This is a genomic window from Nocardioides sp. (assembly GCF_044226305.1).
In the GTDB taxonomy this organism is placed as follows: domain Bacteria; phylum Actinomycetota; class Actinomycetes; order Propionibacteriales; family Nocardioidaceae; genus Nocardioides.
On sequence record NZ_JBGAHF010000004.1, the window covers coordinates 167,665 to 194,619 of the forward strand.

Annotated in this window: 22 protein-coding genes, 1 tRNA gene and 1 pseudogene; 13 read left to right on the forward strand and 11 right to left on the reverse strand. The window is 73.8% G+C overall.

Going from position 1 to position 26,955, the window contains the following annotated elements; all coding sequences use genetic code 11:
• Nucleotides 1-133 precede the first annotated feature (133 nt).
• Genes ACILQ5_RS06265 through ACILQ5_RS06280 form a run of 4 tightly spaced genes read left to right on the forward strand, consistent with a single transcriptional unit; the run spans nucleotide 134 to nucleotide 3,700 of the window.
• Nucleotides 134-1,048: a sulfate ABC transporter substrate-binding protein gene (locus ACILQ5_RS06265; RefSeq protein WP_395657123.1), complete on the forward strand. Its 915-nt coding sequence runs from the start codon at nucleotides 134-136 to the stop codon at nucleotides 1,046-1,048.
• Between the two features lie 6 nt (nucleotides 1,049-1,054).
• Nucleotides 1,055-1,903: a sulfate ABC transporter permease subunit CysT gene (gene cysT / locus ACILQ5_RS06270; RefSeq protein ID WP_395657124.1), complete on the forward strand. Its 849-nt coding sequence runs from the start codon at nucleotides 1,055-1,057 to the stop codon at nucleotides 1,901-1,903.
• Nucleotides 1,896-2,726 (forward strand): sulfate ABC transporter permease, encoded by an 831-nt coding sequence (locus ACILQ5_RS06275; RefSeq protein WP_395657125.1) that lies wholly within the window; start codon nucleotides 1,896-1,898, stop codon nucleotides 2,724-2,726. Before cysT ends, ACILQ5_RS06275 begins: the two co-directional genes overlap by 8 nt.
• Nucleotides 2,723-3,700 carry a sulfate/molybdate ABC transporter ATP-binding protein gene (locus ACILQ5_RS06280; protein WP_395657126.1) on the forward strand — a complete coding sequence of 326 codons (978 nt, stop codon included), beginning with the start codon at nucleotides 2,723-2,725 and terminating at the stop codon, nucleotides 3,698-3,700. Before ACILQ5_RS06275 ends, ACILQ5_RS06280 begins: the two co-directional genes overlap by 4 nt.
• 4 nt (nucleotides 3,701-3,704) lie before the next feature.
• Here the strand turns inward: ACILQ5_RS06280 and ACILQ5_RS06285 are convergent, their stop codons facing one another.
• Nucleotides 3,705-4,721: a hypothetical protein gene (locus ACILQ5_RS06285; RefSeq protein WP_395657127.1), complete on the reverse strand. Its 1,017-nt coding sequence runs from the start codon at nucleotides 4,719-4,721 to the stop codon at nucleotides 3,705-3,707.
• 3 nt (nucleotides 4,722-4,724) lie between these two features.
• Complete coding sequence (locus ACILQ5_RS06290) at nucleotides 4,725-5,216, reverse strand: YajQ family cyclic di-GMP-binding protein (RefSeq protein WP_395657128.1); 492 nt, start codon at nucleotides 5,214-5,216, stop codon at nucleotides 4,725-4,727.
• Nucleotides 5,217-5,334: 118 nt separating this feature from the next.
• Here ACILQ5_RS06290 and ACILQ5_RS06295 point away from each other — a divergent pair.
• Together ACILQ5_RS06295 and ACILQ5_RS06300 are read left to right on the forward strand one after the other, a co-directional pair.
• A tRNA-Tyr gene (locus tag ACILQ5_RS06295) sits at nucleotides 5,335-5,416 on the forward strand.
• A 158-nt stretch (nucleotides 5,417-5,574) separates the two neighbouring features.
• Nucleotides 5,575-6,819 (forward strand): D-arabinono-1,4-lactone oxidase, encoded by a 1,245-nt coding sequence (locus tag ACILQ5_RS06300; protein ID WP_395657129.1) that lies wholly within the window; start codon nucleotides 5,575-5,577, stop codon nucleotides 6,817-6,819.
• Nucleotides 6,820-6,833: 14 nt separating this feature from the next.
• On the opposite strand, the gene ACILQ5_RS06305 is transcribed toward ACILQ5_RS06300, so the two are convergent.
• The 5 genes and pseudogenes from ACILQ5_RS06305 to ACILQ5_RS06325 all read right to left on the reverse strand — a co-directional run.
• The gene (locus tag ACILQ5_RS06305; RefSeq protein ID WP_395657130.1) at nucleotides 6,834-6,971 is read right to left on the reverse strand and encodes a hypothetical protein; all 138 of its coding nucleotides are present in this window, start codon (nucleotides 6,969-6,971) and stop codon (nucleotides 6,834-6,836) included.
• Nucleotides 6,972-7,086: 115 nt separating this feature from the next.
• Complete coding sequence (locus ACILQ5_RS06310; RefSeq protein WP_395657131.1) at nucleotides 7,087-9,810, reverse strand: AAA family ATPase; 2,724 nt, start codon at nucleotides 9,808-9,810, stop codon at nucleotides 7,087-7,089.
• 54 nt (nucleotides 9,811-9,864) lie between these two features.
• Nucleotides 9,865-10,098, reverse strand: coding sequence for a hypothetical protein (locus ACILQ5_RS06315; RefSeq protein WP_395657132.1), 234 nt, complete (start codon nucleotides 10,096-10,098; stop codon nucleotides 9,865-9,867).
• 64 nt (nucleotides 10,099-10,162) lie between these two features.
• Nucleotides 10,163-10,678: a GNAT family N-acetyltransferase gene (locus tag ACILQ5_RS06320; protein WP_395657186.1), complete on the reverse strand. Its 516-nt coding sequence runs from the start codon at nucleotides 10,676-10,678 to the stop codon at nucleotides 10,163-10,165.
• Between the two features lie 238 nt (nucleotides 10,679-10,916).
• Nucleotides 10,917-12,281 (reverse strand): annotated as a pseudogene (locus ACILQ5_RS06325) (DHA2 family efflux MFS transporter permease subunit); the annotation flags it as partial.
• Between the two features lie 292 nt (nucleotides 12,282-12,573).
• Here ACILQ5_RS06325 and ACILQ5_RS06330 point away from each other — a divergent pair.
• The 5 genes from ACILQ5_RS06330 to ACILQ5_RS06350 all read left to right on the forward strand — a co-directional run bounded on the left by ACILQ5_RS06330 (nucleotide 12,574) and on the right by ACILQ5_RS06350 (nucleotide 18,113).
• The gene (locus ACILQ5_RS06330) at nucleotides 12,574-13,977 is read left to right on the forward strand and encodes an MFS transporter (protein ID WP_395657133.1); all 1,404 of its coding nucleotides are present in this window, start codon (nucleotides 12,574-12,576) and stop codon (nucleotides 13,975-13,977) included.
• 72 nt (nucleotides 13,978-14,049) lie between these two features.
• Nucleotides 14,050-14,739 (forward strand): aspartate/glutamate racemase family protein, encoded by a 690-nt coding sequence (locus ACILQ5_RS06335; protein WP_395657134.1) that lies wholly within the window; start codon nucleotides 14,050-14,052, stop codon nucleotides 14,737-14,739.
• 64 nt (nucleotides 14,740-14,803) lie between these two features.
• Nucleotides 14,804-16,234: a hypothetical protein gene (locus ACILQ5_RS06340; protein ID WP_395657135.1), complete on the forward strand. Its 1,431-nt coding sequence runs from the start codon at nucleotides 14,804-14,806 to the stop codon at nucleotides 16,232-16,234.
• Between the two features lie 67 nt (nucleotides 16,235-16,301).
• Nucleotides 16,302-17,321 (forward strand): alkaline phosphatase family protein, encoded by a 1,020-nt coding sequence (locus tag ACILQ5_RS06345; RefSeq protein WP_395657136.1) that lies wholly within the window; start codon nucleotides 16,302-16,304, stop codon nucleotides 17,319-17,321.
• A 51-nt stretch (nucleotides 17,322-17,372) separates the two neighbouring features.
• Nucleotides 17,373-18,113, forward strand: a complete 741-nt coding sequence (locus ACILQ5_RS06350; RefSeq protein ID WP_395657137.1) for a polyprenol monophosphomannose synthase — start codon at nucleotides 17,373-17,375, stop codon at nucleotides 18,111-18,113.
• 17 nt (nucleotides 18,114-18,130) lie between these two features.
• Here the strand turns inward: ACILQ5_RS06350 and ACILQ5_RS06355 are convergent, their stop codons facing one another.
• The gene (locus tag ACILQ5_RS06355; protein WP_395657138.1) at nucleotides 18,131-19,132 is read right to left on the reverse strand and encodes a DUF2157 domain-containing protein; all 1,002 of its coding nucleotides are present in this window, start codon (nucleotides 19,130-19,132) and stop codon (nucleotides 18,131-18,133) included.
• Nucleotides 19,133-19,295: 163 nt separating this feature from the next.
• Between ACILQ5_RS06355 and lhgO the strand changes: the two genes are divergently transcribed.
• Nucleotides 19,296-20,507 carry an L-2-hydroxyglutarate oxidase gene (lhgO, locus tag ACILQ5_RS06360; protein WP_395657139.1) on the forward strand — a complete coding sequence of 404 codons (1,212 nt, stop codon included), beginning with the start codon at nucleotides 19,296-19,298 and terminating at the stop codon, nucleotides 20,505-20,507.
• Nucleotides 20,508-20,520: 13 nt separating this feature from the next.
• Here the strand turns inward: lhgO and cydB are convergent, their stop codons facing one another.
• Nucleotides 20,521-21,528: a cytochrome d ubiquinol oxidase subunit II gene (cydB, locus tag ACILQ5_RS06365; protein WP_395657140.1), complete on the reverse strand. Its 1,008-nt coding sequence runs from the start codon at nucleotides 21,526-21,528 to the stop codon at nucleotides 20,521-20,523.
• Between the two features lie 16 nt (nucleotides 21,529-21,544).
• Entirely contained in the window at nucleotides 21,545-22,960 is a 1,416-nt protein-coding gene (locus tag ACILQ5_RS06370; RefSeq protein WP_395657141.1) for a cytochrome ubiquinol oxidase subunit I, read from the reverse strand.
• 216 nt (nucleotides 22,961-23,176) lie between these two features.
• On the opposite strand from ACILQ5_RS06370, the gene ACILQ5_RS06375 reads away from it, so the two are divergent.
• On the forward strand, nucleotides 23,177-25,606 hold the full coding sequence (locus ACILQ5_RS06375; RefSeq protein WP_395657142.1) for a TIM-barrel domain-containing protein: 2,430 nt from the start codon (nucleotides 23,177-23,179) through the stop codon (nucleotides 25,604-25,606).
• 34 nt (nucleotides 25,607-25,640) lie between these two features.
• Here ACILQ5_RS06375 and ACILQ5_RS06380 read toward each other — a convergent pair whose 3' ends face one another.
• Nucleotides 25,641-26,945, reverse strand: a complete 1,305-nt coding sequence (locus ACILQ5_RS06380) for a wax ester/triacylglycerol synthase family O-acyltransferase (RefSeq protein WP_395657143.1) — start codon at nucleotides 26,943-26,945, stop codon at nucleotides 25,641-25,643.
• Nucleotides 26,946-26,955: the final 10 nt, after the last annotated feature.

Consider the following 26,955-nt stretch of genomic DNA (forward strand, 5'->3'; position numbering starts at 1 on the left):
CCCGCGGAGACAGAAGAGGAAGACGATGAACAGGACGTTCAAGGTTGCGGCAGCCGTCTCGGTTGTCGGGGTGCTGGCCTTGGCGGGGTGCTCTGGCGACTCGTCCGCGGACAGTGAAGACACGATCAACGTGGTGGGCTACTCGGTGCTCGAGCAGGCCAACACCGAGGTCATCAGCTCCTTCAACGACACCGACGCCGGCAAGGGCGTCGACGTCAAGGGCTCCTACGGCGCCTCCGGCGACCAGAGCCGGGCGGTCGTCGCCGGCCAGAAGGCCGACGAGGTCCACCTCTCCCTCGAGCCCGACGTGACCCGTCTGGTCGACGAGGGCATCGTGGCGAAGGACTGGAAGGACAACGACACCAACGGCATCTGCACGTCGTCGGTCGTGGTGATGGTAGTGCCCAAGGGCAACCCCGAGAACATCGACAGCTGGGACGACCTGGTCAAGCCGGGCGTCGGCATCGTCACCCCCAACCCGGCCTCCTCCGGCTCCGCGAAGTGGAACCTGCTCGCGGCGTACGGCTCGGTCATCGCCGACGGCGGCGACGAGGCGGCCGCCAAGGAGTACATGACCAAGTTCTTCGGCAACATCGCCGCGCTGCCCGACAGCGGCCGCGACGCGACCACGGCCTTCACCAGCGGCACCGGTGACGTCCTGCTCTCCTACGAGAACGAGGCGATCCTCGCCCGGCAGAGCGGCCAGGACTTCGACTACGTCGTCCCGGACACCACCCTGCGCATCGACAACCCGTGTGCCCTGACCGAGGACGCCTCGGACAAGGCCCAGGACTTCATGGACTTCCAGAAGAGCGAGGACGGCCAGAAGCTCTACGCCGAGACCGGGTACCGCCCGCTCGTCGACGTCGGCGACGTGACCGTCGAGGGCGCCAACGACCCGAGCAACCCGTTCCCGGAGCCGCAGACGCTGCTCACCATCGACGACGACTTCGAGGGCTGGGGCGTCGCGAACGACAAGTTCTTCGGCGACGGCACGGACGGCGCTCCGATGGGCATCCTGACGCAGATCCAGGCTGACGCGAGCTAGTAGCAGATGGCTTCCGCATCCGTTGCGGTCGAGAGCCGGCCGGCGCGCAAGCGCCGGTCGGCTTCGTCCGGTTCTCTGACTGCTTGGCCCGCCTTCGGGCTGGGCGTAGCCATGATCTGGTTCAGCCTGCTGGTCCTGATCCCGCTCTCCGCCATCGTCGTCAAGGCGTCCGGTGGCGGCCTGAGCACGTACATCGACGTGCTGTCGAACGAGCAGACCCGCTCGGCGCTCCAGCTCACCGTCGTCTCGTCGTTCGCCATCACCCTGGTCAACATGGTGATGGGCACGATCATCGCCTGGGTGCTGGTCCGCGACCGGTTCCCCGGCATGGCGATCCTCGACCTGGTGATCGACATTCCGTTCGCGCTGCCGACGATCGTCGCCGGCCTCGTCCTGCTTTCGCTCTACGGGCCGGACAGCCCGATCGGCGTGCACGTCAACAACACCCGCTACGCGGTGTATCTCGCGATCGCCTTCGTGACCCTGCCCTTCGTGGTGCGCACCGTGCAGCCCGTGCTCGAGGAGCTCGACACCGACGTGGAGGACGCCGCGGCGTCCCTCGGCGCCAGCCGGTTCACGACGTTCCGGCGGGTGATCCTGCCGGCCCTGGTGCCCGCGATCTTCGCCGGTGCGGCGCTGTCCTTCGCGCGCGGCATCAGCGAGTACGGCGCCCTGGTGCTCATCAGCGGCAACCTCGCCAACCGCACCGAGGTCGTCTCGGTCCGGCTGTTCTCGTTCCTCGAGGGCGGCAACACCGAGGCGGCGGCTGCGGTGGCGACGCTGATGCTGCTGGTCGCCCTGTTCGCGATCGTGTCGCTGGACGTGATCCAGAGGCGGGTGGCGCGCCGTGGCTAGCACTGCAGTCGGCACCGGGTCGGTCGCCGTCAAGTGGACCCTGCGCGCGCTGGTCGTCGGCTACCTCGTGATGCTGGTCGTCTGGCCCACGGCGTACGTCGTCAAGCACACGTTCGCGGACGGCTTCACCGGGCTCCAGGAGGCGCTGTCGGACCCCGACGTGGTGCACGCGCTCACGCTGACGGTCCAGGTGGCGGTGGCCTCGGTCATCATCACGACGGTCTTCGGCGTGGGCATGTCCATCCTGCTGGTCCGCTACAACTTCATCGGCAAGCGGGCCCTGTCCGCGCTGATCGACCTGCCGCTGGCCGTGTCGCCGGTCGTGGTCGGCCTCGCGCTCGTCCTCGTCTACAACGGGCGGTTCGGCTGGTTCGGGCCGTGGTTGGAGGACAACGGCATCCAGGTCGTCTTCGCGCGGCCCGGCATGGTGATGGCGACCTGCTTCGTCATCCTGCCGCTGGTGATCCGCGAGGTCGTGCCCGTGCTCGAGGAGCTCGGTGACGACCAGGAGCAGGCCGCGCGCAGCCTCGGGGCGAACGCGTGGCAGACCTTCTGGCGGGTGACCCTCCCCGGCATCAAGTGGGCGGTCGTGTATGGCGTGGTGCTGAGCCTCGCCCGCGCCCTCGGTGAGTTCGGGGCGATCAAGGTCGTCGCCGGCAACGTCGGCGGAGAGACCCAGGTCGCCACCGTCCTCGTCCAGCAGAAGTACCAGAACTTCGAGCAGCAGACGGCGTACTCCGTGGCGTTCCTGCTGGTCTTCGCGGCCGTGCTGTGCCTGGTCGTCGTCGCGCTGCTCCGCCCGAAGGAGGGCCAGGAAAGATGAGTATCGAGGTCAAGGGAGTCAGCAAGAAGTTCGGGGACTTCGTCGCGCTCGACGACGTCAACGTCTCCTTGCCGACCGGTCAGCTGACCGCACTGCTGGGACCCTCCGGCGGTGGCAAGTCGACGCTGCTGCGGATCATCGCGGGGCTCGACTCCGCCGACACCGGCACGGTCACCATCGAGGGCACGGAGGCGACGCACCTGCCGCCCCAGAAGCGCAACGTCGGCTTCGTGTTCCAGCACTACGCGGTCTTCAAGCACATGACGGTGGCGAAGAACGTCGCCTTCGGGCTGGAGATCCGCAAGCGGCCGAAGGCGGAGATCGCGGCGAAGGTCGACGAGCTGCTCGGGCTCGTGCACCTCTCGCAGTTCACCCACCGGCTGCCGGCGCAGCTCTCGGGCGGCCAGCGCCAGCGGATGGCGCTCGCCCGGGCGCTCGCGGTGGAGCCGTCGGTGCTGCTGCTCGACGAGCCGTTCGGTGCGCTCGACGCCAAGGTCCGCAAGGAGCTGCGCGAGTGGCTGCGCCGCCTCCACGACGAGGTGCACGTGACCACGGTCTTCGTGACCCACGACCAGGAGGAGGCCATGGAGGTCGCCGACGAGATCGTGGTGATCAACGAGGGCCGCGTCGAGCAGGTCGGGACCCCCGACCAGCTCTACGACGAGCCGGCGAACGCCTTCGTCATGGGCTTCCTCGGGGAGACCACGACGGTCAACGGTGTCACCGTGCGTCCGCACGACGTGCACATCTCGCGCACGCCGCAGCTCGCCGGTGCCTCGGAGGGCACGATCTCGCGGCTGCTGCGTGTCGGCTTCGAGGTGCGGGCGACGGTGCTGACCGACGACGGCGAGGAGGTGCACGTGGTGCTGACCCGGACCCACGCGCGCCAGCTCGAGCTCGAGGAGGGCATCCGGGTCTTCGTGACCCCGGTGACCGGCGCGACCGTGCCGACCATGGCCGCGACCGCCGGCTGACGCCCTAGCGCAGGAGGCGGACGGACCCGACGAACCGTCGCACGAGGTCCGCCTCCTGCCGCCACTGCCGCGGGGTCGCGCTCCAGGTCACCTGGAGCGCCGGGCTCGCCAGGGTGACGCCCCGCCAGGTGCGACCCCTGTCGCGGTAGTGCCACGAGAGCCGGTCGGCGCGCCGCCCGTCCAGCTCGACGGCGTCGCGGGTCACCCGGACGTCGCTCGCGCGCCGGTCGTGCCGGAGGGCGGCAGCCAGCCGGTCGACGGTGTGGCGCGGCTCGGGCACCACCTCGGCGTACCGGTGCAGGGAGCTCCGGCCGGGCTGCAGGTAGAGGTGGCAGCCGTCGCCCGAGCTGTCGATCGACTCCGTCTGGGGGATCGGTGGCGCGTACGACGCCGCGCGGTCCAGGCCTCGCGCCGAGCAGGTGCTGCGGCTGCTGCGGAGCAGCGCCATCGTGTCGGTGACGGCGGTGAGCTCGTCCGCGTGGCGCGAGCGGCCGTGCGGGCTGATCCAGGTGACGCGCACCCCGGACGCCTGCAGCATCCGGTAGTCGAGCTCCTGCCCGTCGCAGAAGCAGTAGTAGTCGAGGCGCTCACCGGTCCGGGTCCCGAAGACCGGCACGTCCGCGGCGTACGAGACCTCGCCGAGCTGTCCGTCCCCCTGGCCGGGCGCCGTGTAGGGGTCGACGTCCTGTTCCTTCGTCTCGGCGAGCGTCGTCGCGGGCTCGAGCGTGACGAAGAGCTCGCGGGAGAATCCCTCGCCGAACTCGCAGGTCGGGCCGTCGCGGTAGAGCCAGGCGAACGACGGCGGCACCGCGAAGCGCGTCGCCAGCCCGCTGCTGCTGCGTGAGCGCAGGTCCGAGCACTGGGAGACCTGCCACCCTGCGGGAGGTGGCGCCGCAGCGTCGAACGGCGTCGCCGGTTCCGGCGGCGGGGCGGCCGCCTGCCCGGGGCCGTCGTCGCTGCACCCCGCCACCGCCAGCACGAGGACGGCGAGAGTCGAGACGAACCGGGCCCGAGGCGGCATCGGTCAGCGGTAGTTCGTGAACTGCACCGCGAAGTCGTAGTCCTGGGCCTTCACCAGGGCGATGACCGCCTGGAGGTCGTCGCGCTTCTTCGACGACACCCGGAGCTCGTCGCCCTGGATCTGCGCCTTGACGCCCTTGGGTCCCTCGTCGCGGATCAGCTTCGAGACCTTCTTGGCGTCCTCGGAGGAGATGCCCTCCTTCAGCGCGATCGAGATCTTGCTCTGCTGCCCGGACTGGCGGGGCTCCGAGGCGTCGAGGATCTTCAGGCTCACGTCGCGCTTGACCAGCTTGGTCTTGAAGACGTCGAGCACGGCGGTGGCCCGGTCGTCGGCCGAGGCCGAGATCTCGATCGCGTGCTCGCCCTGCCACTCGATCGTGGCGCCGGTGCCCTTGAAGTCGAACCGGGTGGCGATCTCGCGCGCCGTCTGTCCCAGCGCGTTGTCGACCTCCTGGCGGTCGATCTTGCTGACGATGTCGAACGACGAGTCGGCCATGGGGGAGTGCTCCTTCGCGTGCGCCGGTCGGTGCCGGCCATTTTCGAGATGCGGACCTGCCTGCGCTATTGTTTCGCCTTGCTGGCGGCGGACCAAACGGCCCGCCGTGGAGCCCCCCGGCAGGTTGCCCGAGCGGCCAATGGGAGCGGACTGTAAATCCGTCGGCTTTGCCTTCGAAGGTTCGAATCCTTCACCTGCCACACGGGACCGAAGGCCCCGCACAGGTCACTGTGCGGGGCCTTCTGTGCTGCGCCACCATCTCGCCCGCTTCGTCGACGGTCGCGGGCCTGGTCCTCGTGCTGTTCCTGGGGACCGTCGGCCAGCTCACCGCCCCTCGGCGTCGCCTACATTCGTCGCCATGCGGAACTGGGCCGGCAACGTCGACTACTCGACCGACGACGTGCGGGCCCCGGCGACGCTGGAGGAGCTGCAGGAGCTGGTCGCGGGGACCTCGCCGGTGCGTGCCACCGGGACGCGGCACTCGTTCTCGACGGTGGTCGACACCACCGGCGCCCTGGTGAGCACGGCACGACTGGGACTTGCTCTCGAGATCGACGAGACCTCGGGGATCGCCTGGGTCCCCGCTGCGGCCACCTATGCGGACGTCGTCCCGTCCCTGGACGCAGCCGGCTGGGCCCTGCACAACATGGGTTCTCTGCCGCACATCTCGGTCGGCGGGGCCTGCTCGACCGGGACCCACGGTTCGGGTGTCGGCAACGGCTGTCTCGCCTCGCGCGTGGTCGCAGTGGAGCTCGTCGCCGGGACCGGCGACCTGGTCACCGGTCGTGCCGGAGAGCGGGACTTCCCGGGTCTGGTCCTGGCCCTTGGGTCGCTCGGGGTCGTGACGAGGCTGGCGGTGCAGCTCGAGCGCTCCTACCAGGTGTGCCAGGAGGTGGTCCTGGACGTGCCGGTCCGATCCGTGGTGGAGAACGTCGCGGAGGTCCTCGGGTCGGCGTACAGCGTCAGCCTGTTCATCTCGTTCAGGGACCGCGCGGTCGTCGACTCGGTGTGGTTGAAGCACCGCGGCGCCTCGCCGGCCGACCTCGGCGACGTGTGGGGCGGCCGACGCGCGCCGGCGAAGGTGCACCCGATCGTCGGCATCGACGCGGAGGCCGCCACCGACCAGCTGGGGTCCTCCGGTCCGTGGCACGAGCGCCTGCCCCACTTCAAGCCGTCGTTCACGCCCAGCGCGGGCGAGGAGATCCAGTCGGAGTTCTTCGTCCCGATCGACCGCGCCGCCGAGGTGTTGTCCACCGTGGCGGAGAGGGCCGACGAGTTCTCCTCGGCGGTGCAGGTCATGGAGATCCGCACGGTCGCGGCCGACGACATGTGGCTGAGCCCGTTCCGGGGTCGCGAGACGCTCGCCGTGCATGCCACCTGGATCTCCGACCTCCGCGTGGTCCGCCCTGCCCTCGAACGGCTCGAGCGGGTCCTGGCGCCCTTCGAGCCCCGGCCGCACTGGGGCAAGTACTTCCTCGGCTTCGACCGGGACCAGGTCGAGGGCACCTACCCGATGCTCCCCGAGTTCCGGGACCTGGCACAGCGCCTGGACCCCGAGCGCCGGTTCGTGAACGAGTTCGTCACGCGCCTGGGCATCCGCTGACCGCAGGCGAGGGCTCAGCGCCGTGCGACGCTGGGGAGCAGGCGGAGACGGGTGGCGCGGGTCCGTGCCTCGCGGCGGCGGTGGTCGGCGGCGGCGTCGCGCAGCCGGCGGTCGATCTCGTGGCGGGCCAGGTCGCGGGTGCTGGGGTTCATGGCGTTCTCCTTCGTTCGTCGGGAGTGCCAGCGTGCTGCGCGACCCCGGGTGGTCGCGCCGGTGAATTCGCCAGTGAGTTCGCCGGGTCGGTCGCCGGGTCGGGCCCCGGCGGTGTCAGGCCGGGTCGAGGTCGAGCGCGGCGAGCTCGGTGCGGGAGGAGATCCCGAGCTTGGTGAAGACGTTGCGCAGGTGGAAGTCGACCGTGCGGGGGCTGATGAAGAGCCGCGCGGCGACGTCCTTGTTCGACAGGCCCTGCCGGACCAGCCCGGCGACCTGGGACTCCTGGGCGGTCAGCCCGGTCGGGACCAGGTCGTCGCCGCGGCGGGCGGTCTCGCCGGACGCGCGGAGCTCCTGGCGGGCGCGCTCGGCCCAGAGGTCGGCGCCGAGCGTCTCGAAGGTGTCCAGCGCGTCGCGCAGCGGGACGCGGGCATCGGTACGCCGCCGGTGGCGGCGCAGGTGCTCGCCCAGGGCGAGCTGGGTGCGCGCCCGGGCCGGGACGCGCGGCGAGCGGGCGTGCCACTCCAGGGCACGCCGGAACTCCTCCTCGGTCCCGGGCCCGCCGAGGACCCCCTGGCCGTGGTGCACGGCGGCGCGCGCCCACGCCATGTCGGTGCCCTCGGCGAAGGTGCGCAGCTCGGCCAGCCACTCCTCGGCCAGGTCGCGGCGGTCCGCGCGGACGGCGGTCTCGATGCGGTCGAGCGCGCTCATCCCGCGTACGACGGCCAGGTCGATCTGCTCGAGGTGGTGCAGCGCGGTCGCGGGCGGGGTGTCGGCCTGGCGGGCGGCGGCCCAGTGGGTCAGGCCGGTGACCAATCGGGTGACCACGCCGCGGGGCGGGTGCTCGCGCAGCACCTCCTCCAGCTCGCGGAGCCGCGTCGCGGCGCTCGGGTCGCCGCGCAGGGCGGCGACGACGGCGAGCTCGGCCATCGGGAACGCCACCAGCTCGAGCAGCTCCAGGTTGCGGCACAGCAGGACCGCCTCCTGCGCGGCCGCGGACGCCTCGCTCCAGGCGCCCGTCGCGATCCGGAAGACGACCCCGCGGGTGAGCGCGTGCTCGATCATGTTCACGGCGCCGGCGTCGCGGGCCTGGCGCAGCTGCTGGTCGTGCAGCTCGATGGCGCGCTCGTCGTCGCCGAGGTGCATCGTCGCGATCGCCAGGTTGGACTGCACCAGGGGCGGCGTGGCCGGTCCGAGCGGCGCCGCCCACGCGCGCCGGAGCGCGCCGGCCGCGGTCGGCCAGTCCTCCGCGCGGACGGCGGAGAACCCGTCCAGCAGCCACCCGGTCACCTGCTCCTGGACCGGGGCGTCCGGAGCCGGCGGCGGGACGATCCCGGCGGGGTCGGGAGCGTCGGCGGCGCGGGCGCCGAAGGCGGCCAGGGAGGCGGCCAGCATGGCCAGCACCCGGGCGCGGGCAGGGTCGTGCGGCGCCGCGGTGACGGCGGCCTGGACGACGATGCGGTAGCCCTCGTCGACCGACCGGGTGTTCCACTCCACCTGACCCTGGAGCTGCAGCAGGTCGGCCCGCAGCAGCGGGTCGGCGGCGTCGACGAGAGCGGCGCGGACCAGCTGCTCGGTCTCGAGGGGACGGCCGGCGGCCAGGCTCGACCCGGCGGCCGAGGACAGCCGGACCGCGCGGGCCTGCGGGTCGAGCGTGAGCTCGGCGGCCCGGGTCCATGCCGCGGCCGCGGCCTCGTGCCCGCCGCGCCGTCGCGCCCGCTCGGCGGTCTCGTCCAGGGCTGCCACGACCTGCTGGTCCGGCCCGTCGACGGACGCGGCGAGGTGCCAGGCGCGCCGGTCCTCCTGCGGGGTGCCGGCCAGGGCCTCGGCCAGCGCCCGGTGTGCCTGCCGCCGCCGCGAGCTGGTGGCCGCGCCGTAGACGGCCGACCTCACCAGCGGGTGCTGCAGCGACACGGCGGTGCCGTCGACGGTGACCAGCCCGGACTCCTCGGCAGCGTCGAGCGCGGCGGCGTCGGCGCCGAGGGCGGCCGCCGCGCGCGTGACCGTGCCCGCGTGGCCCGAGTCGTCGGCCGCGGCCACGAGCACCACCGTCTGCGCGGCTGCGGGGAGCCGCCGGTAGCGGTCGAGGAAGGCGCGCTCGACGCCCTCGGTCACCGGGAGCCGGTCCGGGAGCCGGTCGCGACCCGAGAGCTGGTCAGGGGTCAGTGCCCGGGTCAGCTCGAGCAGGCCCAGGGGGTTGCCGCCGGTGACGGCGACCAGCTCGGCGCGCACCTCGGGCGCGACCGGCGTGTCGGCCTGCGCGGCGACCAGGGCGGTCGCGGCCGCCTCGTCGATCCCGCCGACGGTCAGGACCGGGAGGTCGCGCGAGTCGAACCCGGCGTCCTCGCCCTCGCGGACGGCGAACACGAGCGCGACGGGCTCACCCTCGAGCCGTCGGGCCGCGAACAGCAGCGCGGCCGCCGACGCGTCGTCGAGCCAGTGGGCGTCGTCGACCACGGCCAGCACGCCCCGGTCGCCGGCGGTCTCGGACAGCAGGTTCAAGGTGGCCAGGAACACCAGGTGCCGGTCGCCGGCACCCTCGTCGCTCTCCCCGAACGCCGCCCGCAGGGCACGCGCCTGGGGTCCGGGCACGTCGTCGAGCCCGCGGAGCACGGGCCGCAACAGCCGGTGCAGGGCCGCGAACGGCAACGGGGCCTCGGACTCCACACCGCGGGTTCGGAGCACGGTCAGGCCGGTGGCGTCCGCGACCGCGGCGTCGAGGAGGGCGGACTTGCCCGCACCCGGCTGCCCCCGCAGCAGCAGCGCGGAGCCGTCCCCGCGCCGGACGCGGTCGACCAGGGCGGCCAGCGCCGCCTGCTCCCGCTCCCTGCCCCACAGCACGTCGGTCACCCTAGTGAGACGCGCCGTCCCGCGCGGGCACGTCGCCCGGACCGGTCAGCTCCGGACCCGGCACCCGACGCGTTCGAGGAGGTCCAGCAGGTCGGCGCGGTCGACGGGCCGAGCGGCCGACACGACGAGCGTCGCGGCGTCCGCGTCGAGCTCGCACGAGGCGACCCCGGGCACCGCCGCGACCGCCAGCCGGACGCGTGCGGCCACGGCGGGCGGGACCGCCTCCTCGAGCCGGAGGACGACCGGTCCGACGAAGGTGCGCGGCGTCTGTCGCATCATCGCGCATCCCCGCCCGGCGCCGGGGCACCGACCGGGCGCCGGGGGACGGCGGCTCGGTGGCGGGTCACGCGCGGGCGCGACGCAGGTGGTCGCGGTAGTCGCGGGGTTGCCACGAGGCGACCACCTTGGTGCGGAGGCGGGCCCCCAGCCGCCGGTAGAAGCGCTGCCCGGCCTCGTTGTCCGCGCGGACGCCCCAGGTCACGACGAGATCCTGTCCGGTGACCCGCGCGAGGTCGACGACGTGCTCGGCGAGCGCGGCCATCAGCTGCCCGCCGACCCCGCGGTCGCGCGCTGCCGGTCGGACGTAGAGGTCGTCCATCGCGAGGATGTCGCGGCCCAACCAGAGGTTCAGCTGGCGGACCCCGCTGACGTAGCCCGCCGGCGCTCCGTCGACGTCGGCGAGCAGCACGACGACGTCCGGGTCGGCGAGCATCCGGCGCCAGTCGTCGACGCCGGCGCGGACGGCGTGCGCGGTCCCCTCGTGCTCGGCGAGCTCGACGAGCAGGGTGTGGACGGTGGCGGCGTCGTCGACGCCGGCCCGGCGGACGGTGGGTCGGACGGCGGTGGCGGCGGTGGGCATGGCGGTCTCCTTCAGGGGATCGGGGGGTGCAGGAGGGGGGTCCGGCTGGCCGGACCCCCTCGGTGGCGACGACGGTCAGTGGCCGGGGGTGGCCGGCAGCGGCGGCCGGGTCGGCTGCCGGCAGCAGCAGCGTGGGCAGCATCAGCGCGGCCAGGCCGATGGCGACGGCGAGGAACGCGTCCTGGCTCCCGTCGACGATCCCGGCGCTGGTGGTGAGGTCGCCGCCGATCGCGGTCAGCGCGGCGACGCCGAGGGCGGCGCCGATCTCGTGCCCGGTCATCAGCAGCCCGGACGCGAGACCGGCCTGCTCCTCCGGCACGTCACCCATCGCGGCGACCGAGACGGCCACGAACATCGGGCCGACCCCGAGGCCCAGCAGGGCGAAGCCCGGCAGCACGTCGGTGAGGTAGCTCGGGTCGGTGTCGATGGCCGACAGCACGTAGGCACCGGCCGCCGCGACCACCAGGCCGAGGGCGATGAGCCGCTTGGCGCCGACGTGGGGCAGCGCCTTCGACGCGAACGCCGCGCCCAGGGTGATGAAGGCGGCCAGCGGCAGGAACTCCAGGCCGGCGACCAGGGCGGAGGCGCCCAGCACCTGCTGCAGGTACAGGGAGCTGAGGAAGATCGCGCCGACCACGGCGCCGGTGACACCGGCCATGACGACCGAGGCCGACACCAGGGACCGGATCCGCCAGGTGGCGGGCGGGACGATCGGGTCGGCGACCTTGCGCTCGTTCACGAGGAACCCGACGAGCAGGGCAGCGGCAGCGACCGCCGCGACGATCGTCCGGGTCGAGGTCCAGCCGTGGCTGGTGGTCGACTCGACCGCGAAGACGAGGCTCAGCAGGCCGGTGACGAGGAGGACGGCGCCGGAGGCGTCCAGGCGGCGGCGTCCCTGCGCCTCGGTGCGCGGCATGGCCGGGATCTTGTGGAGCACCCCGGCGAGCACCGCGGCGCCGATCGGGACGTTGATGAAGAACACGGCCCGCCAGTCGAAGACGGTCGTGAGGATGCCGCCGAAGAGCACACCGGCGGCGATGCCCATGCTGGCGACGGTGCCCCAGAGCGCGAGGGCGGTGGCGCGCTGGCGCCCGGCGTAGCTCGTCATCACGATCGACAGCGCCGCCGGGGTGAGCATGGCGGCGCCGGCACCCTGGGCGCCGCGGGCGGCGATGAGGGTGAGCGCGGAACCGGCGAGCCCGGAGACCAGCGAGCCGAGGGTGAACACGAGGAGCCCGGTCAGGAACATCCGGCGGCGGTCGAACAGGTCGGACATCCGACCGCCGAGGAGCAGGAACCCGCCGCTGAGCAGGACGTAGGCGCTGACCGCCCACTGGTAGTCGCTCGACGACAGGTGCAGGTCGGCGCCGATGCTCGGCAGGGCGACGTTCACGACGCTGACGTCGAGGACCACCATCACCTGCGCGGCGAGCATCAGGGCGAGCACGGTCCAGGGCCGGCGCGGCCCGTTGGGCCCGTCGCTCACCGGCTGGTGGCCGTGACCGTGGCCGTGGCCGTGGCCGTGGCCGTGGCCGTGGCCGTGGCCGTGGCCGTGGGGCTGGTGCTGGCCCGTGGGGGGCGGGGAGTGGAGCTCGGTGGACATCTCGGACCTCCTGGTCGGTTCGGGTGGGTCGGTGGGGCTGGTACGGCGGGGTGCCGGCCGTGGTGACCAGCGATGTCCTGAGCCTGTCGAGTGCCGGGGGTCGCCCGCGCCGGTGAAATCACCGGGTTTCGCCGGGGGAGCCGTGCGGGACGGAGCGCGTCGAGGACGGTGCGGCCGGTCGCGGGCGGACCCGGACCGGGGCTGCCGACGGCGCCGTCAGGCATCCCCGGGGGGCGGATCCCGGCGGTTCTCCCGGTGTGAGCGACCGCCCCGCGGCGCGACCGTGGCAGGCATGACCACCCTGACCGCCCGCCCCGAGCCCGCCGTCCGTCCCGCCTCCAGGGTGGTGACCGCGCGCCGCCGTACGGCCGCGCTCGCCCTGCTGGTGTCGGCCCAGTTCGTCGTCATGCTCGACACCTCGATCGTCAACGTCGCCCTGCCCTCGATCCAGGCCGACCTGTCCCTGAGCGGCACCGGCCTCAGCTGGGTCGTCAACGCCTACGTCCTCGCGTTCGGCGGGCTGCTCCTGCTGTTCGGCCGGGTCGGGGACCTCGTCGGCCGGCGACGGATGTTCGTCACCGGGTCGCTGGTCTTCACCGTCGGGACGCTCCTCGCGGCGACCGCGGCCGACCAGTGGCTGCTGGTCGCGGCGCGGGTGGTCCAGGGTGCCGGTGCCGCGGCGCTCAGCCCGGCGGCGATGTCCCTGCTGATGCTGACCTTCCCGGGTGACGGGCGCGCCCGGGCGATGAGCCTGTGGGGCGCGGCCTCCGCCGTCGGGGGCGCGACCGGGGTGCTCGCGGGTGGGCTGCTCGCCGGCACCTTCGGCTGGTCGTCGGTGTTCCTCGTGACCGTCCCCGCGACGACCGCCGCCGCCCTCCTGGCCCGTCGCCTGCTCGACGAGAGCCCGCGCGGCAGCCGCCGCCGGTTCGACGCCGCCGGCGCGGTCACCGTCACCGGCGCGGTCGTCGCCCTCGTCCACGGTGCCCTCGGCGCGGCCGAGTCCGGGTGGACCTCGCCGACCACGCTCGCCACGCTGGGGGCCGCCGCCGTGCTCGCCGCCGCCTTCGTCGCGGTCGAGCGCCGCGCGGGGGACCCGCTCGTCCCGCTCGGTCTCTTCCGCTCGCGGGTGCTCAGCACCGGTGTGGCGCTCGCCGTGCTCGGCGGGTCCACCCGGGCCTCGAGCTTCGTCCTGGTGGCCCTCTACCTCCAGAAGTCCCTCGGACTGTCGCCCGAGCACGCCGGCCTGGCCATGGTCCCCACGTCGGCGACCGGGTTCGTGGTCTCCCTGACGCTGCTGCCCCGGGTGCTGCGGGTCCTCGGCCCGCGGCGCAGCCTGGTCGTGGGGCTGGTCGTCCTCGCCGCCGGCCAGACCTGGCTGGCCTGGGCGCCCCACGACCTCGGGTACGCCGTCGCGGTGCTCCCGGGCCTGCTCCTCGTGGCGACCGGGGTCGCGCTCAGCTTCACGCCCACGACGATGGTCATCGCCGCCGCAGCGCCCGCGACCCACGCCGGGCTGGCGTCCGGGCTGGCCAGCTCGGCCACCCAGGTCGGCGCGGCGCTCGGGACCGCCACCTTCACCGCGATCGCGCTCGCGGCCGGACCGGGCGCCGGGTTCGCTGCCGCGTTCACCGCGGCGGCCGGCGTCGCCCTGGTCACCGCGGTGCTCGGCGGCACCGTCGCCCGAGCGCGGGCCTGATCCTCGTGCGGACGAGGCGGTGTCCGCCGTACCGTGCCGGGGTGAGGACCTCCGTCGCCCGCGGGCGCTGACGTGAAGCGGATCGGCCTGCTCGGCGGGATGAGCTGGGAGAGCACCGCGCTCTACTACCGGCTGCTCAACGAGGGCGTCGCCCAGCGCCTCGGCGGCCTCCACTCCGCCGACTGCGTCCTCATGTCGATCGACTTCGCGCCCATGGCCCGGCTCCAGGCCGAGTCGAGGTGGGACGAGGCGGCCGCGGACCTGGCCGGCAAGGCGCGCGAGCTGGAGGGCGCCGGTGCCGAGCTCCTGGTGCTGTGCACCAACACCATGCACAAGGTCGCTCCGCAGATCCAGGCCGCCGTCGACATCCCGCTGCTGCACATCGCCGACGTGACCGCGGACGCCGCCCGCCGCGCCGGGACCCGTCGCCTCGGGCTGCTCGCCACGGCGTTCACGATGGAGCAGCCGTTCTACCGCGAGCGCCTCGAGTCGCACGGCCTCGAGGTGCTGGTCCCGGACCCGGACGACCGGGCGCTCGTCCACCGGATCATCTACGACGAGCTGTGCCGGGGCGTCGTCAGCGCGACCTCGCGTGACCGGGTGCGCGAGGTGATCGGCGACGTCGTCGGCCGGGGCGCCGACGGGATCGTCCTCGGGTGCACCGAGATCGAGCTCCTCATCGCGGCGTCCGACAGCCCGGTCCCGGTGCTGCCGACCACGGCCCTGCACGTCGAGGCGGCGATCGACGCGGCGCTCGCCTAGGCCGGCCCCGACCGGGGCCCGCGCGGTCAGGTGACGTGCAGGCGGACCGGCGGACAGTGCCACCATGACCACGGTCGCGCAGGTCCGGCCCGCACCGGGTCGCGCCGCCGCGGTGCCCGGCGTCCGGTGGGCCGCCGTGGCCGCCCTGGTCGCGGCGCTGGTCCGGGTCCCGTTCCTCACGCGACCGCTCGGACCGGACGAGGGCGGCTACCTGCTCGTCGCGTCCCAGTGGTCGCCCGGCCGGTCGCTCTACGGGGCGTACTTCGTGGACCGCCCGCCGCTGCTGGTCGCGCTCTTCGGGCTGGCCGACCAGCTCGGCGGCACCGTCGCGCTCCGCCTCCTCGGGATCGCCGCGGTGGTCGTCGCGGTCCTGCTCGCCGGCCGGCTCGGCGGCACGACCGCCGCGGTGCTGTGCGCGGCGCTGCTGTCGACACCGCTGTTCGACGGCCTGGAGATCGACGGCGAGCTGCTCGCGGTGCCGCTCGTGCTCGGCAGCTTCCTGCTGGTCCTGCGCTCGGTGCGTGGCCGCACGGAGACCGACCGGTACCTCGCGCCGTTCGCCGCCGGTCTGCTCGCCGCGGCCGCCGCCCTGGTGAAGCAGAACATCGTCGACGGCGTCGTCGTCGCCGCGGTGCTCCTGCTGGGCCTCGTGCTCCAGCGCCGGTGGCGCGACGCGGGGACGCGGGCGGCCGCCTTCGGTGCCGGCGCGCTCGCCGCCACCGCCCTCGCCCTCGGGTACGCCGACCGGCGCGGGACCAGCCCGCGCGGCCTCTGGGACGCGCTGGTGACGTTCCGCGCCCAGGCCGCCGCCGTCATCCACGCCTCGGCTGCGGGTTCGACGCCGGAGCGGTTCCACACGTTGCTCCTGGCCGGCCTGCTCGCCGGGGTGCCGGCGGTGGTCGCGGCCGCGCTGGCCGACCTGCGGCGCCCGCTCCGGGAGCCGACCGTCCTGACGGCCGCCGTGGTCGTGCTCGTCTGGGAGGCCGCCGGGGCGCTGCTCGGGGGCAGCTACTGGCCGCACTACCTCATCGCGCTCGTCCCGGGCCTGGTGCTGCTGGTGTCCGCGACGGGGAGCGGCCGCTGGCTGCGGCTCGCCACGGGCTACGCCGTGGCCTGTGCCGGGCTGACGCTCGTGCTCGCCCTGGCGCACCCGCTCCGGATGGCGTCCGACAACGCGGTGGCCGACTACGTCCGGGCCCGCTCCGGACCCACCGACACGATGGCCGTCGCCTTCGGGCACCCCGACATCGTCCGGGCCGCCGGCCTGCAGAGCCCGTACGAGCACCTGTGGAGCCTCACCGCCCGGGTCCGGGACCCCCGGCTGCAGGAGCTGACGGGCCTGATGACCACGGCGCACGCGCCGCGCTGGATCGTCGTCGACGGCGACTCGCTCGCGACCTGGGGCATCGATGCGACCCAGGCGGACGCCGTGCTCGCGCAGCACTACCGCGAGGTCACGGTGGTCGGCGACTGGCACGTCTACGAGCACCGGTGACCACCCGGGTGGGACGATCGTGGCGGGCGGCCCTCCTCGGTCCGCTCCCGATCTGAGAGAGGTGCTCATGCCTCGGGTCCAGGCCCGCCGCGGCGCCGTCGTCGCCGCGGCGGCCGTCCTCGCCGTCGTCCTCGTCGCCGTCCTCGCCGCCTGCTCCTCGGGCTCGTCGCCCGGCGAGCCGGCCTCCGGCGGCCGGCCGACGCCGGGCAGCGAAAGCGCCAGCCCCTCGACGTCCGCCCCGTCCTCCTCGCCCGGGACCCCGAGCTCACCGACCGCGCCGGAGTCGACGCCCGCCCCGACGTCCGCCGCGCCGCGACCGGACGTCACCGAGCTCCTGGTCTTCGTGGTCGAGAACCACTCGTTCGAGCAGATGCGCGCCGAGATGCCCTGGCTCGCGGGGCTCGCGACCAGGTACGGCTACGCCACGGACTACCGCGCCCTCGCCCACCCCTCGCTGCCCAACTACCTGGCGATCGCCGGCGGCGACATGTTCGGCGTCACCGACGACCTGCCGCCCGCGGCGCACCCGGTGCCGGGGCCGAGCGTCTTCGGGCGGGCCCTCGCTGCCGGCGGCACCGCCACGACCTACGCCGAGGGCATGACCGAGCCGTGCCAGCAGGTGAACGGCGGCCGGTACGCCGTCCGCCACAACCCGTGGGCGTACGTCCGGTCCGAGGCGGACCTCTGCCGGCAGCACGACCTGCCGCTGACCGAGCTCGCCGGCGACGTCCGGTCGGGCAGCCTCCCGCAGGTCGGCCTCGTCGTGCCCGACACCTGCAACGACGCGCACGACTGCTCGCTGGCCCAGGCCGACGCGTGGCTCCAGGACCAGGTCGGGGCGGTGCTCGCCGGACCGGACTTCGCCTCCGGTCACCTCGCGGTCGTCGTCACCGCGGACGAGGACGACGAGCACCACGGCAACCGCGTGCTGACGGTGGTCGCGCACCCGGCACTGCGCCACGAGGTCGTCACCCGCCGGCTCGACCACTACTCGCTGTCGCGCGCCTACGCCGAGGCCGCCGGGTTCCCGCCGCTCGGCAACGCCGCGGACGCTCCGTCCCTGCTGCAGGCGTTCGGCCTGCGCTGAGCGGGACCGGCGGTCAGGTGGGGTGCAGGTCCGCGCCCGCACCGTGGTGACGTGACCCTGATCGTCGTCCCGACCTACGACGAGGCGCTGACCGTCGGCGACCTCCTCGACCGGCTCCTCTCCGAACCCGGGCTCGCCGGTGCGCACGTGCTCGTCGTCGACGACGGCAGCCCGGACGGGACCGCCGCGATCGTCCGGTCACACGCCCAGGCCGGCACCCGGGTGCACCTCCTGGAGCGTCCGGCCAAGGAGGGACTCGGCCCGGCGTACCGGGCGGGCTTCGGGTGGGCGCGCGACCACGGCTTCGAGACCGTGGTGCAGATGGACGCCGACGGCTCGCACCCGGTCGACGCCGTCCCGCGGCTGCTGTCCCGCCTCGACGAGGCCGACCTGGTGATCGGCTCGCGCTACGTGCCCGGGGGTCGCACGGTCGACTGGCCGTGGCGCCGCCGGCTGGTCTCGCGGGCCGGCAACGCCTACGTGCGCCTGGTGCTCGGGCTGCCGGTCCACGACGCGACGGCCGGCTTCCGGGCCTTCGGGCCGGCGGCCCTGGACGTGCTGGCCCAGGGCCGGACCCACGCCGACGGCTACTCCTTCCAGATCGAGACGACCTGGTGCGTCGCCCGGGCGGGGCTCCGGGTCGCCGAGGAGCCGATCACCTTCGTCGAGCGCCGGGCCGGTCGGTCGAAGATGTCGACGGCCATCGCGGTCGAGGCGCTCTGGCGGGTCCTGGAGTGGCGGATCGGTGCCGGCCGCGCCACGCCCCGCCATGCCCTGGAGGGCGTGGCCTGAGGTCCGGCGGGTCCTGGTCAGCCGGTCCCGCCGGGCTTCGGCCCCTTCTCGCGCTGGTGCCGGGCGACCCAGACGGCCGCCACGACGAGCAGGCCACCGACCGCGATCAGGGTCAGCGAGGCCGACAGCCGACCGGGGAACCACTCCACGACCGCACGCGGGGTCGCCTGCAGCAGCCCGAGCGCGGCGACGCCGAGCAACGGCAGGCTCCGCTCGGCCAGGGCGAGCCCGAGGACCGCCAGCGCGGTGGCGAGCCCCAGTAGGACGCCGGGCTGGCCCGGCACCGTCATCGACGCGACGACGGCGGCGAGGCCACCGAGGACCAGGCCGCTCGCACGCGGTTGGAGGCGGCCGGTCCACGCCACGGCCGTCCAGGCCGCGGCGAGCACCCACATCGCGAGCGCGGGCGCCGAGTCGGTGTCGCTCAGCTGGAGACCGACGGCGGCGGCGGACATCCCGAGGGGGAAGATCAGGGCGAGCTGCTGGAGCCAGGTGCGGCGCACCCACCAGAGCGTGAGCGCGACGAGCGCGGTCGGCGGGAAGACCACGATCAGGGCCTGCTCGTCGTGCCGGTCCAGCACGTCGGCGGTCAGGACCGCCATGAACGCGCCGGTCGCCGCCACGCCCAGCGCCCAGAGCAGCGACCGCAGCCGGCCGGCCGCCTCGCCGTACCGGTCGGGCACGGCGAGCCCCGCACCCACCAGGGCGACCGCGGTGCCGCCGGTGAGCACCAGCCGGCCGGCGGTGGCGATGTCCTGCCAGTAGAGGCCGACGAGGATGCCGGCGCCGGTCAGCATGATGACGCCGCCGAGGTACCCGAGTGCCTCGACGACCAACGAGGTCCCGGCGGGCGCGTGCGTCGGCTCGACGACGGTCAGCCGCCGGCGCGAGTGCCGCGCCTCCTCGTGCGCCCGGATGCCGGTGGCCTGCTCGGCGGAGATCAGACCGGCCTCGACCCACTCCTCGAGCTGGTCGTGGCGGGTCCCGGTGGACGTGTGCAACTGGTGGCTCGACCTCATGGCGGCCTCCTCGGGACGCGAGGTGATGCGGCGACGTCGCCGTCCACCTCCACGCTCGCGGGAGCCGGGGCCTGGCACCAGGGACCTCGGCACCGACGATCCGAGGACCTTCGCCATGGCCTACCGTCGGGTTCGACCGTGGACCTGGAGGAGGCAGCCGGCCGTGACCGCCGTGGGCGAGGAGACCGTCGGGGTCGTCGGCGGCGGGATCCTGGGCCTGGCGGTGGGTCGTGAGCTGGTGCGCCGCCGGCCGGGCACGCGGGTGGTCGTCCTCGAGAAGGAGGACCGGCTCGCCGCCCACCAGACCGGCCACAACTCCGGCGTGGTCCATGCCGGCCTCTACTACCGGCCGGGCAGCCTCAAGGCCGAGCTCTGCGCGCGCGGCCGCGGCCTGTTGCGGGACTACTGCGCCGAGCACGACCTGCCCTACGACGAGTGCGGGAAGCTCGTGGTGGCCGTCGACGCCGCCGAGACCGCCCGGTTCGACGCCCTGGAGCGGACCGCCCGCCAGAACGGGGTCCCCGGTCTGCGCCGGGTCGACGGGTCCGCGATCGGCGAGATCGAGCCGCACGCGCGCGGGTTCGCCGCCCTGCACTCCCCGCACACGGCGATCACCGACTACGTGGCGGTCGCGCGACGGCTGGGCGAGGAGATCGAGGCTGCGGGCGGTCGGGTGCTGCTGTCCGCTCCCGTGACCGCCGTACGACGGCAGCCGGGTGGTGTCCTCGTGACGGCCGGGTCGGAGTGCCACCGGTTCGACCGGCTGGTGGTCTGCGGCGGCCTGGAGTCCGACCGGCTCGGCGAGCTCGTCGGCGGCGGGGCGGCACCGCGGATCGTGCCGTTCCGCGGCGAGTACATGTCCGTCGTCCCGGCCAAGCAGGACCTCGTGCGCGGCATGGTCTACCCGGTGCCCGACCCGCGGTACCCGTTCCTCGGCGTGCACTTCACCCGACGGGTCGGGGGCGGGCTGGAGGTCGGACCCAACGCGTTCCTGGCGCTGAGCCGCCGCGCCTACGGCCGCGCGTCCGTCGCACCCTCCGACCTGGGCAGGACGCTGGCCTGGCCCGGCTTCTGGCGGTTCTCGAGGCAGCACTGGCGCACCGGCCTCACCGAGCTCCGCGGGGTGCTGTCGACCCGCGCCTACATGGCCGCCGCGCAGCGCTACGTGCCGGACATCGGCCCGGACGACGTGCGGCGCAGCGGGCTCGGGCTGCGCGCCCAGGCCGTCGAGCGGGACGGGTCGCTCGTCGACGACTTCGTCGTCCACCAACACGACCGGGTCACCAGCGTCCGCAACGCACCGTCCCCGGCCGCCACGTCCAGCCTGGCCATCGCCGAGCACGTCGTCGACCTGGTCGAGCGCGCAGCGGACTGACGCCCCGCCCGGGTCAGCCGGCGTGCGCGCCGGCCGTCGGCAGGGTGACCCGGCGCCGGAACACCCAGTAGCTCCAGCCCTGGTAGAGCAGGACGACCGGGAGCATCACGAGCGCCACGACCGTCATCACCTTGAGCGCGTAGTCGCCCGAGGCGGCCCCGGAGACCGTCAGGTCGTTCGCGGCGCTGGTCGAGGACACCATGACGGTGGGGTAGAGGTTCGCGAAGAGCGCTCCGACCACGCCACCGATCGTGACGGCGGTGGCTGCGAACGACCGGCCGTCCCGCTGCTCGCGCAGCAGCACGACCGCGACGGCGGCCGCCACGGGTGACACGCACGCCGCGGCGATCCGCCACGGTCCGCCGTCCGAGATCGTCACGGTCCACACCGCCCAGACGACGACGAGCACGAGCGCGAGCCACACCGCACGGCGCGCGAAGCCGTGCGCGCGCTGCCGCACCGCGCCGTCGGTCCGCAGCGCCAGGAACGTCGCCCCGTGCACCAGGCACAGCACCAGCAGCGTGACCCCGAGCAGCAGCCCGTACGGCGTCAGCAGGTCGACGAAGCCGCCGGTGAACTCGGCGGAGGAGTCGATGGGCAGGCCCGCGAGCAGGTCGCCGAGGGCGACGCCGAGGAGCAGCGGGGTCAGGGCCGAGCCGACGACCATCGTCCAGGTGAACGTGGAGCGCCAGCGCGCGCCGTCGAGCTTGGTGCGCCACTCGAAGGAGATCCCGCGGAGGATCAGCGCCACCAGGACCAGCATCAGGGCCAGGTAGCCGGCCGAGAACCAGGTCGCGTACCAGTCCGGGAACGCGGCGAAGATCGCCGCGCCGCCCACGATCAGCCACACCTCGTTGCCGTCCCACACCGGGCCGATCGCCTCGATCGCCTGCCGGCGCTCGCCCTCGTTCCGCCCCAGGAACCGGTGCAGGACACCGACCCCGAAGTCGAAGCCCTCGAGGACGAAGAATCCGACCCAGAAGACGGCGACGACCACGAACCAGGTGGTGGCGAGACTCACGAGGGCACCTCCCGGCTCAGTAGGTCAGGACGACGGGTCGGTTGTCGGACGGGTCGCCGTCGTCGTCGACGCCGGCACCGGTCTCGTCCAGCCCGCGGCGGGCGTAGCGGCGCATCAGGTGGACCCACACCGCGCCGAGCACGAGGTACATCACCCAGAACACCACCAGGGTCAGCAGGACCTCGCCGGTGCTCACCGACGGCGAGTTGCCGTCCTTCGTGAGCAGGAGGCCCTGGACGATCCACGGCTGCCGGCCGTTCTCGGTCAGCATCCAGCCGGCGGTGTTCATGACGAACGGCGTGAGGACCGACCAGGTCGCGACGGAGTGGAACACCCGCGCGGTCAGGAGCTTCTTGCGCCACCACAGCCAGACGCCCCACAGGGCCAGCAGGGGGAGCAGGGTGGCGAGGTAGGCCATGGTGCGCATCGACCAGTACTGGACGGGCACGTTGGGGGTGTAGTCGCCCGGGCCGTACTTCTCCTCGTACTGCGACTGGAGCTCGTCCAGCCCGGTCACCTGGCCGTCGGCGGAGCCGGTCGCCAGGATGGAGAGCAGGTGCGGCACCTCGATGATCTTCGTGGCGTCCTGGTCGCTGCTGGTCCACCCCCCGGTCTGCGCGACCGAGAACGAGCAGGGCGAGCAGGTCTCCCACTGCGCCTCCATCGCCGCGACCTTCATCGGCTGGTACGTCGTCTCGACGATGCCCAGGTGGCTCCCCACGTGGAGCACCAGCAGCGACGACGGCAGCAGGACGAGCAGCGACAGCTTGGCCGTCCGCACGAAGGCCTCCGGGCTGCTCCCGCGCCGCAGGTGCCACGCCGAGACGGCGAGCATCAGGACGCTCCCGGTGACCAGCGACGCGAGGAGGACGTGGGCGTAGCCCCAGGTGAAGACCGGGTTGGTGAAGAGCGCCCCGATGTCGGTGAGCACCGGCCGCCCGGTGGTCGGGTCGGTGTCGATCCCGACCGGGTGCTGCATCCACGAGTTGGCGGCCATGATGAACGCCGCCGAGAGCGCGGACCCGATGGCCAGCGCCCAGATGCAGGCCAGGTGGACCCGCTTCGGCAGGACGTCCCAGCCGAACAGCCAGAGGCCGAGGAAGGTCGACTCCAGGAAGAACGCGACCAGGCCCTCCATCGCCAGCGGTGCGCCGAAGACGTCGCCGACGAACCGGGAGTACTGCGACCAGTTCATCCCGAACTCGAACTCCTGGACGATCCCGGTCACCACGCCGATCGCGATGTTGATGACCAGCAGGGTTCCGAAGAAGCGCGTCAGCCGGCGCAGCTCCTCGTGCCCGGAGCGGTGCCACCAGGTCTGGAGGATCGCGACCAGGAACGCCAGGCCGATCGTCACGGGGACGAAGAGGAAGTGGAAGATCGTCGTCGTCGCGAACTGCAGGCGCGACAGGTCGAGCTGACTGATGTCCACCGGAGCCTCCCGACGTCTCGTGCCCGCGAACCGTGATCCCGCCTCGCCAGAACCTAGGTCAGCCGGGCGGCCGGTCGGCTCACCCCAGTCGGGTGAAGACGCCGACGGCCGGCGGCTGTCGCCCAGGACCGACGTGCCGGACCGCGCGGGTTAAATCCGTCGCGGCCGGTCGGAAAAGGGTCCGGACGAGATCGCCCGCGTGCCAGCATGCGGCCCATGCGCCGCCTGCTGGTCTCCGTCGCCGCCCTCGCCCTCGCCGGCGGAGTCCTCTCGAGCGGCTCGTCACCCACCGCCGCGACCGCGCCTCCGACCGCGCCGATGGCCGGGTCGTCCGACGGCTTCCGGGCGATCGTGACCGCCCCCGTCGGCGGTGACTGGTCGGTGCGCGTCGTCGACGGGCGCGGGACCGTGCTGACGACCGTCGCGGAGAACGCGCTCGCGCTCCGCACCGCGAGCGGCCGGGTGCGCGCCGACCACGTCGTGTCGGTGACCGACGGCGTCGTGGAGGTCGGCACGCCCGACCCGGACCTCACCGTGACCGTCGGCGTCCAGCCCGCCGGCGACGGGGCGTACGCCGTCCAGGCGGTCGGCCACGGCAGCGGGATCACCGGGATGTCGATCGACCTCCGCGCACCCGCCGGGGAGCGGTACCTCGGCCTGGGCGAGCGCTCCGACGTCCTCGACCACCGGGGGCGGACCGTCCAGAACCGGGTGCTCGACGGCCCGTACACCAAGCGGCAGGCGATCGCGGTGACCGGCGTGGTCCCGGCCCCCGGCCTCGGACTGCGCCGCGACTCGACGTACTTCCCGGTGCCGTGGATCCTCTCGACCTCCGGCTACGGCGTGCTCGTCGACGACGACGAGGACAGCTGGTTCGAGCTCGCCACGTCGGCCCACCCGGGGGTGAACCGGCTGCTGGTGGAGTCCGACCACCTCGACCTGCGGGTCTTCGCCGGACCGACGCCGGCCCAGGCCCTCGCCCGGATGACGGCGGCCGTCGGACGTCAGCCGGCCCCCTCCACGCCGGCCCTCTACGGCGTGTGGTTCCAGCCGCAGGACGACGCGGTCGCCGACCTGGAGGACCAGCGCGCCCGAGGCGTCCCGATCTCGGTCGTGCAGACCTACACGCACTACCTCCCGTGCGGCTCGCAGGACTCCGCCCGCGAGCGGGCGAGGACGTCGGCCGTCCACGACCGCGGCGCTGCCATCACGACCTACTTCAACCCGATGGTCTGCACGACCTACGAGCCCGTCTACGACGACGGGGTGGCGACCGGCGCCTACACGCAGAACGAGGACGGCTCGCCCCTCGTCTACCCCTACTCCACGGCCACGCACTTCGTGGTGTCGCAGATCGACTTCTCCGGCAGTGCCGGCGTCGACCTCTTCCAGGGGCTGCTCGACGAGGCCGTGGCCGACGGCTACGACGGCTGGATGGAGGACTTCGGCGAGTACACGCCGGACAGCGCCTTCTCCGACGACGGGACGCCCGGCCCGACGATGCACAACCGCTACGTCGAGCAGTACCACGCCGCCGCCCGCTCCTTCGAGGCCGAGGCGCCGCGTCCCCTCCTGCGCTTCAACCGCTCCGGGTGGACCGACGCGATCAAGGAGTCCTCGATCGTGTGGGGCGGCGACCCCACGCGGACCTGGGGGTTCGACGGGCTGACCTCATCGGTGCGCCAGGGGCTCGGGATGGGACTGTCGGGCGTCTCGGTCTGGGGCCCCGACATCGGCGGGTTCTTCTCCCTGCCCGGGGACGGCGAGCCGACCGCGGAGCTGCTGAACCGCTGGATCGAGTACGGCGCCTTCACCGGTGTCATGCGGACCGAGGCCGACGGCATCCACCCCGGGGTGGACATCCCGCTCGTCACCGACCCGGACGTGGCACCCGTCTGGAAGCGCTACAGCCGGCTGCGCACCATGCTCTACCCCTACGTCGCCGGCAGCCAGGACGCCTACCAGGCGCAGGGCCTGCCGCTGATGCGGCACCTCGCGCTGGTCGACCCGACCGACCCGACCGCCGTGGCCACCGACGACGAGTACCTCTTCGGCAGCGACCTGCTGGTCGCCCCGGTGACCAGGCCCGACGTCACCTCGCGCGACGTGTACCTGCCCCGCGGCCGGTGGATCGAGCTGGCCCGGGCCTGGCGGCTGGCCGGGGACGGCACCGTCACGCTGGGCCGCGCCGAGGTGCGGCAGGGTCGCCGGACCGTCACCGCGAAAGCTCCGCTGCGGACCATCCCGCTGTTCCTGCGCGGCGGCGCCGTCGTGCCGATGCTGCCCACGTCGGTCGACACCCTCAGCGACTACGGCGACGGCGTCGTGCACGTCGGGGACGTCGCCGACGAGCGCAGCCTGCTCGCGGCCCCGACCCTCGGCGACCGGCGTGGCACGCTCGGTGCGGGGGAGTCGCTGACGTCGGCGGTGACCGGGCGCTCGTGGACCCTCACCCTGGACGCCGACCAGGCCCGCACGTACGACGTCCAGGCGACCCTCGCCGGGCTGGACCCGGCCTGGAAGCCGTGCTCCGTCGAGGCGGACGGGGTGCAGGTGCCGTTCCGCTACGACCGGGGCGACCGGGTGCTGCGGTTCAGCGCCGGCGCGGCCGCCGACGGCCGGATCCGGGTGCTCGCCTGCCGCTAGAGGTGCGCGACCGTGCTGTAGACCGTCCCCGGGGTCACCCGACCACCGGCGCGGCGTCGAGGACGGCCTCCCAGGACGCCCCGATGTGGTCGGCGAGGGCCTCGACGTCGGGGCTGCTGGCCGCGTCGGCGGTGATGCCGAAGGTCAGGTTGTCGACGTAGCTGAGGACGGCGAAGCCGAGCTGCACCCGCTCGGCGATCGGCACGACCGGGAGCAGCTGCCGGACCGGCCGACCCAGGCAGCTGAGCGGCGAGCGCGGGCCGGGGACGTTGGTGGTCACCGTCGAGACCTGCTGCTGGGGCAGGCTGAAGATCGACCGCAGGCCCCACTTGACGAGGGGGAACGGCAGCAGCCCGGCGAGGCTCTGCATCGCCACCCCCGCCTCGGGCTCGTGGGAGGCCCGCAGGGCGGCGACCCGCTCGTGCACCGCGGCGACCCGCTCGAGGGGGTCGGCGACCTCGACGGGGAGCAGCGAGAGCATCAGGGTCACCTGGTTGTCAGGGGATCCCGACGTGCCCGGTGCCCGCGACGAGACCGGCAGCAGCGAGCGCAGGGCGTGCGGGTCCGGCTGACGGCCGCGTTCCAGCAGCAGCTCGCGGAGCCCGCCCGCGATCGCGGCGAGGACGAGGTCGTTGAGGCTCACCCCGAGCTGGTGGCGCACCGCGGTGGTCGAGGGGATGTCCACCTCGACCCAGGCGTAGCGACGGTTGCCGTCCAGCGGCCCGAGCAGCCCGGCGCTCGAGGTCGGCCACATCGCCGTACCGAGCGCCAGCGCGCCGCGTGCCGTGGAGGTGACGGTGCGCAGGAGGCCCTGCCGGGTGACGCCCGGCGCGGCCCGGGGTGGGGCCGGCGGCGGCTCGTCGCGGGCGCCGTCGGAGTCGAAGACCACGTGGTAGAGGCCGGTCCCGGAGATGCCGTCGGCCAGCGTGTGGTGGACGCGCATGACCAGGCCCCAGCGGCCCTCGGGCAGGCCGTCGCAGAGGGTGATGTCCCACAACGGGCGGGAGCGGTCCATCCGCTGCGACAGGAGCTCCGCGGTGAGGGCCGCGAGCTCGGTCCGCCCGGCCGGCGCGGGTACGGCGAGCGCGGTCACGTGCTGCGACAGGTCGATGTCCGGCACGTCGACCCAGCCGGGCGCGCGCAGGTCGAAGCGGCTCGGCTCGAGGCGCTGGGTGTAGCGCGGCACGGACGGCAGGCGCTCCGCGACCAGGTCGCGGACCTCCTCGACCGAGGGCATCGGTCCGTCGATCACCGCCATCGACCCGATCACCAGGCAGGCTGCGGGGTCGGCGTCCTCGGCAGCGAGGAACGCGTAGGAAAGTGGGCTCAGGCGCTCCATCGGTCACCTC

What these genes read in the sequence shown, in the direction of transcription:
- cysT (WP_395657124.1), top strand. Translation starts at nt 1,055, where the DNA reads ATGGCTTCCGCATCCGTTGCGGTCGAGAGCCGGCCGGCGCGCAAGCGC.
- ACILQ5_RS06280 (WP_395657126.1), top strand. Translation starts at nt 2,723, where the DNA reads ATGAGTATCGAGGTCAAGGGAGTCAGCAAGAAGTTCGGGGACTTCGTC.
- ACILQ5_RS06285 (WP_395657127.1), bottom strand. Translation starts at nt 4,721, where the DNA reads ATGCCGCCTCGGGCCCGGTTCGTCTCGACTCTCGCCGTCCTCGTGCTG.
- ACILQ5_RS06290 (WP_395657128.1), bottom strand. Translation starts at nt 5,216, where the DNA reads ATGGCCGACTCGTCGTTCGACATCGTCAGCAAGATCGACCGCCAGGAG.
- ACILQ5_RS06300 (WP_395657129.1), top strand. Translation starts at nt 5,575, where the DNA reads ATGCGGAACTGGGCCGGCAACGTCGACTACTCGACCGACGACGTGCGG.
- ACILQ5_RS06305 (WP_395657130.1), bottom strand. Translation starts at nt 6,971, where the DNA reads ATGAACCCCAGCACCCGCGACCTGGCCCGCCACGAGATCGACCGCCGG.
- ACILQ5_RS06315 (WP_395657132.1), bottom strand. Translation starts at nt 10,098, where the DNA reads ATGATGCGACAGACGCCGCGCACCTTCGTCGGACCGGTCGTCCTCCGG.
- ACILQ5_RS06320 (WP_395657186.1), bottom strand. Translation starts at nt 10,678, where the DNA reads ATGCCCACCGCCGCCACCGCCGTCCGACCCACCGTCCGCCGGGCCGGC.
- ACILQ5_RS06330 (WP_395657133.1), top strand. Translation starts at nt 12,574, where the DNA reads ATGACCACCCTGACCGCCCGCCCCGAGCCCGCCGTCCGTCCCGCCTCC.
- ACILQ5_RS06340 (WP_395657135.1), top strand. Translation starts at nt 14,804, where the DNA reads ATGACCACGGTCGCGCAGGTCCGGCCCGCACCGGGTCGCGCCGCCGCG.
- ACILQ5_RS06345 (WP_395657136.1), top strand. Translation starts at nt 16,302, where the DNA reads ATGCCTCGGGTCCAGGCCCGCCGCGGCGCCGTCGTCGCCGCGGCGGCC.
- ACILQ5_RS06355 (WP_395657138.1), bottom strand. Translation starts at nt 19,132, where the DNA reads ATGAGGTCGAGCCACCAGTTGCACACGTCCACCGGGACCCGCCACGAC.
- ACILQ5_RS06375 (WP_395657142.1), top strand. Translation starts at nt 23,177, where the DNA reads ATGCGCCGCCTGCTGGTCTCCGTCGCCGCCCTCGCCCTCGCCGGCGGA.
- ACILQ5_RS06380 (WP_395657143.1), bottom strand. Translation starts at nt 26,945, where the DNA reads ATGGAGCGCCTGAGCCCACTTTCCTACGCGTTCCTCGCTGCCGAGGAC.